General features: G+C 69.7%; 10 protein-coding genes. 2 read left to right on the top strand and 8 right to left on the bottom strand.

What is annotated here, in order from left to right; translation table 11 throughout:
• Positions 1-7 precede the first annotated feature (7 nt).
• Positions 8-2,587 (bottom strand): phosphoribosyltransferase, encoded by a 2,580-nt coding sequence (locus PZB77_RS22570; protein ID WP_275494440.1) that lies wholly within the window; start codon positions 2,585-2,587, stop codon positions 8-10.
• Between the two features lie 10 nt (positions 2,588-2,597).
• Positions 2,598-3,761 carry an HpcH/HpaI aldolase/citrate lyase family protein gene (locus PZB77_RS22565; protein ID WP_275494439.1) on the bottom strand — a complete coding sequence of 388 codons (1,164 nt, stop codon included), beginning with the start codon at positions 3,759-3,761 and terminating at the stop codon, positions 2,598-2,600.
• A 210-nt stretch (positions 3,762-3,971) separates the two neighbouring features.
• On the opposite strand from PZB77_RS22565, the gene PZB77_RS22560 reads away from it, so the two are divergent.
• Positions 3,972-4,874 (top strand): TerD family protein, encoded by a 903-nt coding sequence (locus PZB77_RS22560; protein ID WP_275494438.1) that lies wholly within the window; start codon positions 3,972-3,974, stop codon positions 4,872-4,874.
• A gap of 4 nt (positions 4,875-4,878) precedes the next feature.
• Here the strand turns inward: PZB77_RS22560 and PZB77_RS22555 are convergent, their stop codons facing one another.
• The 6 genes from PZB77_RS22555 to PZB77_RS22530 form a co-directional block, all read right to left on the bottom strand.
• Positions 4,879-5,613: a Tellurium resistance gene (locus PZB77_RS22555; RefSeq protein ID WP_275494437.1), complete on the bottom strand. Its 735-nt coding sequence runs from the start codon at positions 5,611-5,613 to the stop codon at positions 4,879-4,881.
• Between the two features lie 202 nt (positions 5,614-5,815).
• Positions 5,816-6,961 (bottom strand): DUF475 domain-containing protein, encoded by a 1,146-nt coding sequence (locus PZB77_RS22550; protein WP_275494436.1) that lies wholly within the window; start codon positions 6,959-6,961, stop codon positions 5,816-5,818.
• A gap of 69 nt (positions 6,962-7,030) precedes the next feature.
• Positions 7,031-7,606 carry a TerD family protein gene (locus PZB77_RS22545; RefSeq protein WP_275494435.1) on the bottom strand — a complete coding sequence of 192 codons (576 nt, stop codon included), beginning with the start codon at positions 7,604-7,606 and terminating at the stop codon, positions 7,031-7,033.
• Positions 7,607-7,802: 196 nt separating this feature from the next.
• Complete coding sequence (locus PZB77_RS22540) at positions 7,803-8,378, bottom strand: TerD family protein (RefSeq protein WP_275494434.1); 576 nt, start codon at positions 8,376-8,378, stop codon at positions 7,803-7,805.
• 215 nt (positions 8,379-8,593) lie between these two features.
• Positions 8,594-9,052, bottom strand: coding sequence for a peroxiredoxin (locus tag PZB77_RS22535; protein WP_275494433.1), 459 nt, complete (start codon positions 9,050-9,052; stop codon positions 8,594-8,596).
• 168 nt (positions 9,053-9,220) lie between these two features.
• On the bottom strand, positions 9,221-9,658 hold the full coding sequence (locus tag PZB77_RS22530; RefSeq protein ID WP_275494432.1) for a DUF3052 domain-containing protein: 438 nt from the start codon (positions 9,656-9,658) through the stop codon (positions 9,221-9,223).
• A 539-nt stretch (positions 9,659-10,197) separates the two neighbouring features.
• Here PZB77_RS22530 and aceE point away from each other — a divergent pair.
• Positions 10,198-12,930, top strand: a complete 2,733-nt coding sequence (gene aceE, locus PZB77_RS22525; RefSeq protein ID WP_275494431.1) for a pyruvate dehydrogenase (acetyl-transferring), homodimeric type — start codon at positions 10,198-10,200, stop codon at positions 12,928-12,930.
• The last annotated feature ends 123 nt before the right edge of the window (positions 12,931-13,053 follow it).

Raw genomic sequence — 13,053 nt, 5'->3', positions numbered from 1 at the left:
GACGTGGTCACTGTTCCGTCACCGCCTTGCCGTCGGCGCCGGTCGCGCCCCGTGTGTACCGGGGGTGGATCAGCCCGACACAGCTGTACGGAAGTCCGTCGACCGCCTCGACGGGCACACCGCGCTGTTCCGCGAGGAGTCGTACGTGGTCGAGGTCGGCGCCGGCCCGCCGGTCGGCGAGGATCTTCCAGGGCACGCGGCGGAGCAGGACGCGCGTGGTCTCACCGACTCCGGGCTTGACCAGGTTGACGTCGTGGATGCCGTACTCCTCACTGATGCGTTCGACGGCCGCCCAGCCTTCCCAGGTGGGGGCGCGGTCGGCGGCGAGGAGGGCCTTCGCCTCCTCGTCCACCTCGTCGGCGACCTCGTCGAAGCGGGCGGCGACGGTCTCCAGGAAGTCGAGGGAGACGTCCGAGCCGGCCAGCTCGCGGTAGAACTTGGCGCCGTGGAAGTCGTCCGGGCCGACCAGGTCGGCGCGGAGGACGGTGCGGGAGATCAGACCGGAGACGGTGGAGTTCAGGCAGGCGGAGGGGATGAGGAAGTCCTCGCGGGTGCCGTAGGTACGGACGCAGCCACCGGGGTCGGCGAGGACCGCGATCTCCGGGTTGAATCCTTCGAATCCTTCGAGGGCCGCCGCGAGTTCGCGGGTGATGGCGCCCTTGCCGGTCCAGCCGTCCACGAAGACGACGTCGGCGGGGTCGTGGTGGGCGGCGAGCCAGCGCAGGGAGTTGGCGTCGATGCCCCGGCCGCGCACGATGGAGACGGCGTAGTGCGGCAGGTCGAGTCCGTGGCGGTGCTGGGCCCAGCGGCGCATCAGGACGCCGACGGGGGTGCCGGCGCGGGCGAGCGAGACCAGCACGGGGCGGGGGCCGCGTTCGGCGAGGACCGTCTCGGTGACGGTGCCGACCGCGCGGGCGATGCGCGCGGCGGAACCCTCCAGGGCGTCCTGGAAGAGCGCCTGGTAGGCGGGGCTGGGCTGGTACTCCACGGGGAGCGACTCGGCGTAGTGCGCGCCACCGCTCTGTATCGCCTCCTCGCGCTCCTCGGTGGGGGCCTCCAGCTCGGTGTCCGAGAGGTCCTGGAGCAGCCAGCCGACGTCCTCGGCGGCGTACGAGGAGAAAGTGGGGCCTCTGAGGGGCTCGGGCAGCATCGTGAATTCCTGCCGTTCGGGGGTGTACGAGGGGACGACCGCGAGGAGCACCCGGCCGGTGTGAGCGGCGAGGCGGGCCAACAGGCCGTCGGGTCCGTGGAGTTCGGGTGTGTCGGCGTGCGAGTCGACGACCGCGACGACGGCGTCGAAGCCGGCTCCCGCGATGTTGTACGCGTACCGGTCGCCGGGGCCGTCCGCCGGGGCGTCGTGGGCCGGGAAGACCAGTCGGCTGCGTATCGCGTAGCCGGGGTCGTCGACGGCGAGGACGGGTGAGCGGGTGGTGGTGGAGTAGCGGACCTCGGCGTCGGTGAGCCGTTCCAGCTCGGTGCCGAGGCGCAGCGGCGCGTACATGAGTTCCTCGAAACCGAGGACGAGAACGCGGTCGCGGCGGGGGCCGCCGGGTTCACCGGCTCCGTCCGCGGCGGGCCGGTCGTGGAGGGCCGCCGCGATCCGGGCGGCCATCTCCGGGAGGGCCTTCTCCAGGGTGGCGCGGTGGGCCGGGGTGAAGCCGTGGCGGCCGCCGTCCGGCAGCCCTTCCGGCCAGCCGAGATCGACCCGGACGACGGGAGCACCGGCCATGACGCCGGGCGCGACGGCTCCGGCGCTCCCGGCGCTCCCGGCCTCCTGGTCGGCCTCCTGCGTGGTCTGCCCTGTGGTCTGCGGGGTCTGCGGGGTCCGCCCGGCTTCCCGCACGGGCTCCTGCGCCGCTTCCTGTTCGGCGACGAGGGCCTGTCCCCGCTCCAGCACCCCTTCGGGCAGCTCGACCGTGCCGGAGCTGCGGGCCACCAGGTCGAGGCGGGCGCCGATCTCGTCGGCGAACTCGGCGAGCCGGCCCCGGTCCCCGGCCGAGCGCATGTCGGCCAGGGCCACGATGACGTAGCGCTCACGGGGATAGAGGTCGTGCAGCGCGCGGATGGTGTTGAGGACGGTGTTGCCGGTGGAGAACTCGTCGTCGACGAGTACCAGCGTCCCGGGGCCGGCGAGCAGCGCCGGGTCCTCCGGGAGCAGCAGGTGGGAGGTGGCGTGCGAGTGGGACTCCTCGAAGCCTCCGGCGCGGACCACGCCGGGGACGGGGCGGCGGGTGGAGTGGAGGTAGGGCGCGGAGCCGATGCCGTCGGCGACGGAGTGGCCGAGTCCCGTGGCGGTCTCGGCGTATCCGAGGACGATCGCCCGGTCGGCCTCGGGCCCGAGCAGCTCGCGCACCCGGCGGCCGAGGTCGACCCCCGCCCCGTGGACGAGGGACGGGAACTGCGGGACGTGCTTCCCGAGGATGTGGGAGACCAGCAGATGGGCCCGTCGGGGGTTACGCCGCAGGGCGAGCCCCAGCATCTCCCTGATCTCCTGGTCGCCGCGGAGAGCGACTCCCAGTCGCTCGGCCACCCAGTCGCCCGACCACACCACGTCCACCGTCTTCTCTCCCGTCGCACGCCCGCTCATCGGTACGTGCTCACTCCGCGCCGGCCGCGGCCAGCAGGTCCACGAAGCCGACCTCCTCGCGTGCGACGCCGAAGACCTCGGCGCGCAGGAGGGTGCGCTCGGCCCACGCCCGGTGCGGTTTCACTTCATTCATCTTGTTCGTATACGCGGAGCGCAGCACTCCGCCGGCTCCGCGCTCGGGGCGCAGGATGTCCTGTGCGTCGGTGTACTCCTCGTGGCTGACGACGGACAGAGCGTGCACGGGGTCGACGTGCGAGGGGTGGATGCAGGTCTTGCCGAGCAGGCCGTTGGCCCGGTCCAGCTCGATCTCGCGGAGCAGTCCGTCGAGGTCGTGCTCGATGAGGGCGGTGCGCAGCTTCTCCGCCCGGCCCTCCTGGAAGGGGCTGCGGCGCAGTTGCGGCTTGAACATGCGCTCCTGGTTGCGGAAGTACTCCCAGACGGGACCGGTGATCGTGAACCCGGTGCCGTCCGCGCGGCCGAGGACGTTGACGACGTCGGCGATGACGGCGCTGACGATCTGGACGTCGTACGCCGTCATGTCGGCGGACCTGCGCAGTCCGTACGCGGAGCAGAAGTCGGTGACGCCGAGCCGCAGCGCGAGAACGCGCTCGCGGTGGGCCTCCACGACCCGGGCGATTCCCCGGAGCGTTTCGGTGCGGGTCTCCAGATGGAGGAGTTCCGGCGATTCGAGAACGGGCATGGCGAAGAGCCGGTGTCCGGACGCCGCTTCCGCGCGGGCCAGGGCCGCCAGGAAGAGTTCTCCGCGGGATTCGGTGAACTTCGGCAGGACGAAGCCGGAGAGCAACCGCACCGCGGTGCCGAGACGGTGCACCAGGTCGGTGATCTGCTCGGGCTCGCGCACCCGGACGAAGAGGAGGGGCAGCTCCGCGTCCCGGTCGGCGAGGTCCGCGAAGTGTCCGACCAGGTTCTCCTCGGCGGCTTCCACCTCGGTGTCGGCGATCGAGTCCTCCAGGCAGAGGACCATCGAGACCACGCCGCGGGCGGCCTGTTTGACGACGTCGTCCGCGAGCCGGGGCCGGGTGGCCGGCGCGTAGAGCGTGGCGCCCAGTGCGGCCGAGAGCACACGGGCAGGAGCGTCCGCGTCGAACGCGCACGGCTCCTGGAAGAACAGTGCCTGCCGGGCAGCAGGCGAGATGTGCCCGAAATGCCGCATGAATTTCCCCCATACCGCCTGATCGTTCGAACAACGCATGGCCGGTAATAGTACGTATGGACAGGTGTCCGCAGTTCCCCGCATATGTGAACTTCGGGTAACTCGCCCGTGTCGGAGGACTCCGACACGGTAAGGTGCTGCAGCTCAGCTCTATCGCCGGATACCCGCTTTCGGCCCCCGCATTGTCCCCGGGAGCCGCCAACAGGCAGGATGACGGGCATGACGCAAGGGATGCTGAAGGGTTCGAACGTCCCCCTCGATGCCACGGCCGTACGGGCCGTGCTGCGCTGGACTCCGGGGCCCGGGGTTCCGGACGTGGACGCCTCCGCCCTGCTGCTCGGTGCCTCGGGACGGGTGCGGTTCGACGAGGACTTCGTCTTCTACAACCAGCCCCGGCATCCCTCCGGCCTGGTGCGACGACTGCCGAAGCGCAGTGTCGCCGAAGGGCTGACGGACACGATCGAGGCCGACCTGGGCGCGCTCGACTCCTCGGTGGAGCAGGTGGTGATCGCCGCCTCCTCGGACGGCGCGACCTTCGAGACCGTCCGCGACCTGCGGATATCGTTGTACGACGCCACGGCCGCCGAGGGCGCCCCGCTGGCCGTGTTCGAGGTCCGGCCCGAGACGGGCTCGGAGACCGCCATCATCTGCGGCGAGCTCTACCGGCGCGGCGACGGCTGGAAGTTCCGTGCGGTCGGCCAGGGCTATCCGACCGGCCTGATCGGGCTGGCCACGGCCTTCGGCATCTCGGTGGACGACGGGGAGCAGGCCGGACCGTCCGAGGAGGCCCCGGAGCCGGAGGCCGCGGCGACCCCCGCACGCCCCGAGCCGGACGCCGGATCGGACCTCACCGTCCCGCACCCGCAGCCCGGGTACGGCTACCCGCAGCCGACCGCCGCCCCGTCGGTGCCGGAGGGCGGCTACGGCTTCCCGCAGCCCGCCACCGCCCCGGCCTACGGCTACCCGCAGCCCGCTTCCGCCGGGTACGGCTATCCGCAGCCCTCGACGAGTGCGCCCGCGTACGGATACCCGCAGCCCGCCGCGGCCGCCGCACCCGCGCCCGACCCGCACTTCGCCCTGCCTCCGCAGGGCCCGCAGTTCATCCGGTCCTGAGCGGTCAGGCACGCGATTTGTGCCCGCGGCCCCACTGCATGCCGAAGCCGTAGAGCCGGTCGAGTTCTGACTGGAACCCGTAGACGAACTTCACCTCTCGGCGCACGATCAGCTCCTCCTTGATGTTCTCCACGGTGAACACGGCGCAGGAGCGCGCCTGCGGCGCGCGTTCGTCCAGTTCGATCTCGATCCGCGGCCCGTTGCCCGGGTAGAGGGTGACCATCGCGTGGGTACGGTCGAACGCCGGCGTCTGGTCGTAGATGTAGACGAAGAAGAGCAGGCGCTTGATCTTGTCGCGGTGGTCCATGTTGACGTAGACCGTCTCCCCCGAGGGGGCGCCGAAGCGGTCGTCCCCGCTGAGCCGGATGTACGGCGGTTCGTTCAGGTCTCCGATGAGATTGCCGAGGGGCTGCACCACGCCCTTGCTGCCGTCCATGAGCTCGTACATGCATCCCAGGTCGAGGTCGACGTTGACCATGCCCTGGGTGTGGGCCTGCACGACCTCGGGCTGGAAGAGCTTCAACGGGTTGCGCAGCCGGGTGCCCCGGGGAGAGCGGCCCTCGATGTCGGAGGTCCGCATCCGCCACGAGAGGTTGACCCGCAGGTTCCCGGTGAGCGCGCCCTGTTTGGTCAGCGAGACCGTGGCGTTGCGCCGTGAGAGCTGAATCGAGTTCGTTGCCGCGTTGCCCGACTCGAACTGTGCCGTACGCGCCGGCCACAGGCCGTCGAAGAAGCCCATCCCCACCCCCGCCTCACTGTCTGCGCGTCCTCGCCGGCCGGTGTTCCGGCCCGCCTTCGCGCGTCCCGCACGTCACTGCGGGGCGGCCGGCGGACCGCCCCGGGTCTTCCCGGAGCCGTACCGCGCGGACCGCCCCGCAGAGAGCGTTCCCTCTTTCCTCACCGGGTCACACACCGGGAGGAGGAGACTTCTGGCCAGAACTTCAGCGAACTCCGCCGTCGCCCGCGTCGACCAGGGTGCTGCCGCCGTCGCCGGCCTCGGCGAGCGCCTTGTTGCGCCGGACCGAGGACCAGAAGGACCAGGCGATCAGCACGACGCCGACCAGGCCGGTGATGATCTCGTTGATCTCGTACCGGATGGTGACGAGAAGGATGACGGAGAGGGCGCCGATCGCGTAGTGGGCGCCGTGCTCCAGGTAGACGTAGTCGTCCAGGGTGCCCTGGCGGACCAGGTAGACGGTGAGCGACCGGACGTACATGGCGCCGATGCCGAGGCCGAGGGCCATCAGCACGATCTCGTTGGTGATGGCGAAGGCGCCGATGACACCGTCGAACGAGAAGGACGCGTCCAGGACCTCCAGGTAGAGGAACATGAAGAACGCGGCCTTGCCGGCCAGCACGACCGGAGCGGCGGACCTGCCGGACTTCTTGGCCTCTTCCTCCGCCTCGTGCTCACGCTCCTCCTCTTCCTCGAGCTTGTTCTCGAAGAACCCCGAGAGTCCGCCGACGACGAGGTAGGTGATCAGGCCGGCGACGCCCGCGAGCAGCACCGTGGCGGTCTTGTCCGCGTGTGCGCCGCCGTGCTGGTGGGCGTGGGTCGCGACGGTCAGGGCCGAGACGAGCAGGACGATCAGCGCGACGCAGACCGACAGCATGTCGACCTTGCCGAGCTTGGCGAGCGGGCGCTCGATCCACCGGAGCCACTGGATGTCCCGGTCCTCGAAGATGAAGTCGAGGAAGATCATGAGCAGGAACATGCCACCGAAGGCCGCGATCGACGGGTGCGCGTCGGTGACCAGCTGCTTGTACCGGTCCGGGTCGTTGAACGAGAGGTCGATGGCCTCGATGGGACCGAGTTTGGCGCTGATCGCCACGATCACGACGGGGAAGACCAGTCGCATGCCGAAGACCGCGATGAGCACGCCGATGGTGAGGAAGATCTTCTGCCAGAAGGCACTCATCTTCTTCAGGATCCCGGCGTTGATCACCGCGTTGTCGAAGGACAGCGAGATCTCCAGGACTGCCAGGATCGCGACGACGCCGAAAGCCTGCCACCCCCCGTAGAACGCCGCTGCGACCAGACCGAGCGCGGTAATCGCGACCGACCAGCCGAAGGTTTTCAGAAGCACTGGCTACCCCATCGTGTAAGTAACGGGTCTCCCCCGCGGTTCGGGGCTCCCCCCGCGCCGTGCGCGGCTTTACGAAACGTTGACCCCGAAGTCTAGAGCGATGCCCCGGAGTCCTGACGCGTACCCCTGTCCCACAGCACGGAACTTCCATTCGCCGTTGTACCGGTAGAGCTCGCCGAAGATCATCGCGGTCTCGGACGAGGCGTCCTCGGTGAGGTCGTAACGGGCGAGCTCCTGGCCGTCGGCCTGGTTCACGACCCTGATGAACGCGTTGCTGACCTGGCCGAAAGTCTGCCCGCGGCTGTCCGCTTCATGGATCGAGACGGGAAAAACAATCTTGTCGCAGTGCGGGGGCACCTGATCGAGGTGGACGATGACGGACTCGTCGTCGCCGTCACCCATGCCGGTGAGGTTGTCCCCGGTGTGTTCGACGGAGCCGTCGGGGCTGGTGAGGTTGTTGTAGAACACGAACCACTCGTCCCCGAGCACCCGGCCCGACTGGCACAGCAACGCGCTGGCATCCAGGTCGAAGTCGGCGCCGGTGGTGGACCGTGCGTCCCAGCCGAGGCCGATGAGCACCTGGGTGAGGTTGGGTGCGGCCTTGGAAAGGGAGACGTTGCCTCCCTTGGCGAGCGTGACGCCCATGATGTGTCCTCCCCGAGTCGTGTGTGCGGTCTTCTCTTCGCTTCATTCCCTGCGGAGCGCCGCACCAGCCGTGCACGGACCGCACGGGTCGTGCCGCACCGGGACGCGAAGCACGCCCGGCGCCGCACGCGAGGTGCGGCGCCGGGCGCTTCTGCGGGAACCTCGGCCCTGGGGCCGTGGGTCGGACGTCGACGCGTCAGACGTTGACGCCGAAGTCCTGCGCGATGCCCCGAAGGCCGGAGGCGTACCCCTGGCCGATGGCGCGGAACTTCCACTCGCCGGCGTTGCGGTAGAGCTCTCCGAAGACCATGGCGGTCTCGGTGGAGGCGTCCTCGCTGAGGTCATAACGGGCCAGCTCGGAGTTGTCGGCCTGGTTGACCACGCGGATGTACGCGTTGCGGACCTGGCCGAAACTCTGCTGACGGCTCTCGGCCTCGTAGATCGAGACCGGGAAGACGATCTTGTCGACGTCGGCCGGGACGGCGGCGAGGTTGACCTTGATGACCTCGTCGTCGCCCTCGCCTTCACCGGTGAGGTTGTCACCGGTGTGCTCGACGGACCCGTCGGGGCTCTTGAGGTTGTTGAAGAAGACGAAATTGCCGTCGCTGCCGACCTTGCCCTCGGCGTTCGCCAGCAGTGCGCTGGCGTCCAGGTCGAAGTCGCCGCCGGTGGTCGTCCGGGCGTCCCAGCCCAGACCGACGATGACAGCGGTCAGGTTGGGCGCGGCCTTGGTCAGCGAGACGTTGCCGCCCTTGCTGAGGCTGACTCCCACGAGTCCTCCCATAGGTATGTAGGGGCCGGCAGACACCAGCGTCCCCGTCGTGCGTGGTATCGGATCAACGAATGGATCCTAGTGACCGGTTCCCGGTCGGAGCAGGCTTTAGCGCGGTCGGGGCAGGTGTTCTCCGCGAGCGGAAACCGCACCGGCGGCCCGCCGCGGTGCCGCGGAGGAGGCCCGGCGGACCACGCGCCCCGTCCCGCCGGGGCTCAGAGCGCCGCGAGCGCCTCGATGTACTCCTTCAGGTCCCGCGCGTCCGGCAGACCGTTGACGACGCTCCAGCGCACCACGCCCTCCTTGTCGATGATGAAGGTGCCGCGCACCGCGCAGCCCTTCTCCTCGTCGAAGACGCCGTACGCGCGCGAGACCTCGCCGTGCGGCCAGAAGTCGGAGAGCAGGGGGTACTCCAGCCCTTCCTGCTCGGCGAAGACCCGCAGGGTGTGGATGGAGTCGTTGGAGACGGCGAGGAGCTGGGTGTCGGCGTTCTCGAAGCGGGGCAGCTCGTCGCGGAGCGCGCAGAGCTCACCGGTACAGACGCCGGTGAAGGCGAAGGGGTAGAAGAGCAGCACGACGTTCTTCTCCCCGCGGAACGCGGACAGCGCGACCGTCCGGCCGTGGTTGTCCTTGAGCTCGAACGCGGGTGCCTCGGAGCCGACCTCGATCGCCATGGGGGTGTCCCTTTCGCTTGCCGTCACCGCCCCCGGGCCGGTCCGCCGGGGAGCCGTGGCCCACCCTACGCAGCGCGCCCCGCCGGACGTACGAAGGCCCCCGGACGACGTGCTGCGGTCCGGGGGCCTTCTCGGTACTTCGGTACTACGGGGTGCTGCGGGCGAGACTCAGCGCTTGGCGCGGGCCGTCTTGGGCGTGACGAGACGGGTTCCCGTCCAGTCCTTGCCCACGCTGATGCTCTTGGTCTGGGAGAGACCGGCGGTCTGGGCGGCGTCGCTGACGTCGCTGGGTTCGACGTATCCGTCACGGCCGGTCTTCGGCGTCATCAGCCAGACCGTACCGCCGTCCTCGATCAGGCCGATGGCATCCACCAGCGCGTCCGTAAGGTCGCCGTCCTCGTCGCGGAACCACAACACGACGGCGTCGGCGACGTCGTCGTACTCCTCGTCGACGAGTTCCCCACCGATGGTGGCTTCAATACCTTCGCGGAGCTCCAGCTCGACGTCGTCGTCGTAGCCGATCTCCTGGACCACCTGATTGGGCTCGAACCCCAGCCGTTCGGCCAGATTGGTCCGCTCCTCCGCGTGGTCCGCGGTCGCGCTCACGGGTTGCCTCCTGATCATGTTTCGGAAAATGCTTCAGCCACGCGCGTACGCGCGGCGCTGGCCGTAGTCCACACGGGCTCGGCGAATCGCGCAAGTACCCGGCCCCTCAGACCGCCTAAACGGTGACGTTCCCTGCCACGTCGCCGCAACTTCCGGCCGGTCCGCGCCGGGGTGCGGAGAGCACCTGCCCGTATACGTCCTTCCTCAGCTTATGCCGTTTCGCTCCCGCATTCGCCGCCGAACAGCGTTTGGGAACGCATGAACGGGTTGGGCGTATGGTTGCGATTTGGCCCGGAGACCCGATCCCGCCGTACGGCTACTGCCCCGGACGGGTGTCCGGTAACCCGTCGGTTACCGTGCGGTAGAGGTGACGTACGGGCCCTCGCGGTACACGATGGAAGGTGGCGTGTCCGCGGTCGCCTGCGACGCCGCGAGGTACCGCGCCCCCGCGGTTCCGGCCCCGCAGCGGTCCTCGGAACACTCCTCGCAGCAGTCCCCGAAGCAGTCCTCGTAGCAGCACCGAACAGCGAAGGAACAGTGTGGCTTCCGGATCCGATCGCAACCCGATCATCATTGGCGGCCTTCCCAGCCAGGTCCCGGATTTCGATCCCGAGGAGACCCAGGAGTGGCTGGACTCACTCGACGCCGCCGTCGACGAGCGCGGCCGTGAGCGGGCCCGCTATCTGATGCTCCGCCTCATCGAGCGGGCGCGCGAGAAGCGCGTCGCCGTGCCGGAGATGCGCAGCACCGACTACGTCAACACGATCGCCACGAAGGACGAGCCCTTCTTCCCGGGCGACGAGGAGATCGAGCGCAAGGTCCTCAACGCGACCCGCTGGAACGCGGCCGTGATGGTCTCGCGGGCGCAGCGCCCCGGGATCGGCGTCGGCGGTCACATCGCCACGTTCGCCTCCTCCGCCTCGCTCTACGACGTGGGCTTCAACCACTTCTTCCGGGGCAAGGACGAGGGCGACGGCGGCGACCAGATCTTCTTCCAGGGACACGCCTCGCCGGGCATCTACGCCCGCGCGTTCCTGCTGGACCGGCTGAGTGAGGCGCAGCTCGACGCCTTCCGCCAGGAGAAGTCGAAGGCGCCGAACGGGCTTTCCAGCTACCCGCACCCGCGGCTCATGCCGGACTTCTGGGAGTTCCCCACGGTGTCGATGGGTCTCGGCCCGCTCGGCGCGATCTACCAGGCGCGGATGAACCGCTACATGGAGGCGCGCGGCATCGCCGACACCTCGAAGTCGCACGTCTGGGCCTACCTCGGCGACGGCGAGATGGACGAGCCGGAGTCCCTCGGCCAGCTCTCCATCGCCGCCCGTGAGGGTCTGGACAACCTCACCTTCGTCGTCAACTGCAACCTCCAGCGGCTCGACGGCCCGGTGCGCGGCAACGGGAAGATCATCCAGGAGCTGGAGTCGCAGTTCCGGGGCGCCGGCTGGAACGTCATCAAGCTGGTCTGGGACCGTTCCTGGGACCCGCTGCTCGCACAGGACCGCACGGGCATCCTGGTCAACAAGTTGAACACCACGCCGGACGGCCAGTTCCAGACGTACGCCACCGAGACCGGCGCGTACATCCGCGAGCACTTCTTCGGCGAGGACCAGCGGCTGCGGGACATGGTCAAGGACATGTCCGACGAGCAGATCCTGCACCTCGGGCGCGGCGGCCACGACCACAGGAAGGTCTACGCGGCGTACGCGGCGGCCAAGGCCCACAAGGGCCAGCCGACGGTGATCCTGGCGCAGACGGTCAAGGGCTGGACACTGGGGCCGAACTTCGAGGGCCGCAACGCGACCCACCAGATGAAGAAGCTCACCACCGAGGACCTGAAGCGGTTCCGGGACCGGCTGCACATCCCCATCACGGACAAGCAGCTGGACGAGGGGTACCCGCCCTACTACCACCCGGGCCGGGACTCCGAAGAGATCCAGTACATGCACGACCGGCGCCAGGGCCTGGGCGGTTACGTGCCGACCCGCGTGGTGCGCGCCAAGCCGCTCGCGCTGCCGGAGGAGAAGACCTACGCGGCCGCGAAGAAGGGGTCGGGACAGCAGTCGATCGCCACCACGATGGCGTTCGTCCGCATCCTGAAGGACCTCATGCGGGACAAGGAGATCGGCAAGCGCTTCGTGCTGATCGCGCCCGACGAGTACCGCACCTTCGGCATGGACGCCTTCTTTCCGAGCGCCAAGATCTACAACCCGCTGGGGCAGCAGTACGAGGCGGTGGACCGTGAACTCCTGCTCGCCTACAAGGAGTCGCCGACCGGGCAGATGCTGCACGACGGCATCTCCGAGGCGGGGTGCACGGCCTCGCTGATCGCGGCCGGCTCGGCCTACGCCACCCACGGCGAACCGCTGATCCCGGTGTACGTCTTCTACTCGATGTTCGGGTTCCAGCGGACCGGTGACCAGTTCTGGCAGATGGCCGACCAGCTCGCGCGCGGTTTCGTGCTGGGTGCGACCGCCGGCCGTACGACCCTGACCGGCGAAGGGCTCCAGCACGCGGACGGGCACTCGCAGCTGCTCGCCTCGACCAACCCGGCGTGCGTCGCCTACGACCCGGCGTACGGGTTCGAGATCGCGCACATCGTCAAGGACGGCCTGCGCCGGATGTACGGCGAGAAGAGTGAGGACGTCTTCTACTACCTCACCGTCTACAACGAGCCGATCCAGCACCCCGCCGAGCCCGCCGACGTGGACGTGGAGGGCATCCTCGCGGGTGTCCACCGCTTCCGGCGCGGTGAGCAGGGCCAGATCCCGGCGCAGATCATGGCGTCCGGGGTGGCGGTTCCGTGGGCGCTGGAGGCGCAGCGGATCCTGGCCGAGGAGTGGAACGTCCGGGCCGACGTCTGGTCGGCGACCAGCTGGAACGAGCTGCGCCGCGAGGCGGTGGAGACGGAGCGGTACAACCTGCTCCACCCGGAGGAGGAGCAGCGCGTCCCGTACGTGACCCGCAAGCTCTCCGGGTCCGAGGGGCCGTTCGTGGCGGTGTCGGACTGGATGCGCGCGGTTCCGGACCAGATCGCCCGCTGGGTGCCGGGCGCGTACCAGTCGCTGGGCGCGGACGGGTTCGGTTTCGCGGACACCCGCGGCGCGGCCCGCCGGTTCTTCCACATCGACGCGCAGTCGATCGTGCTGGCGGTCCTCACCGAGCTGGCGAAGGAGGGCCGGATCGACCGTTCGGCGCTGAAGACGGCGGTCGACCGGTACGAACTGCTGGACGTGGCGGCGGCCGACCCGGGTGCGGCCGGCGGCGACGCCTGACGCGTACGGCACGGCCGGGCGGCGCCCGGCTCGCACACCTGTCGGCCGGTCCCGGGTACGCCCGGGGCCGGCCGTCGGTCCTCGCGGGGCCGGGCCCGCGGGGCCGGGGGGTCTGTCGGTCCG

Origin of the sequence: Streptomyces sp. AM 2-1-1 (assembly GCF_029167645.1) — a bacterium.
Taxonomy (GTDB): Bacteria; Actinomycetota; Actinomycetes; order Streptomycetales; family Streptomycetaceae; genus Streptomyces.
The sequence above is the reverse complement of the archived record's forward strand: the minus strand, read 5'-3'. Positions and strand labels throughout refer to the sequence as shown.

Excerpts from the sequence above, each read along its gene's own strand:
- PZB77_RS22565 (WP_275494439.1), bottom strand. The coding sequence starts at position 3,761 with ATGCGGCATTTCGGGCACATCTCGCCTGCTGCCCGGCAGGCACTGTTC.
- PZB77_RS22535 (WP_275494433.1), bottom strand. The coding sequence starts at position 9,052 with ATGGCGATCGAGGTCGGCTCCGAGGCACCCGCGTTCGAGCTCAAGGAC.
- PZB77_RS22560 (WP_275494438.1), top strand. The coding sequence starts at position 3,972 with ATGACGGGCATGACGCAAGGGATGCTGAAGGGTTCGAACGTCCCCCTC.
- PZB77_RS22555 (WP_275494437.1), bottom strand. The coding sequence starts at position 5,613 with ATGGGCTTCTTCGACGGCCTGTGGCCGGCGCGTACGGCACAGTTCGAG.
- PZB77_RS22570 (WP_275494440.1), bottom strand. The coding sequence starts at position 2,587 with ATGAGCGGGCGTGCGACGGGAGAGAAGACGGTGGACGTGGTGTGGTCG.
- PZB77_RS22545 (WP_275494435.1), bottom strand. The coding sequence starts at position 7,606 with ATGGGCGTCACGCTCGCCAAGGGAGGCAACGTCTCCCTTTCCAAGGCC.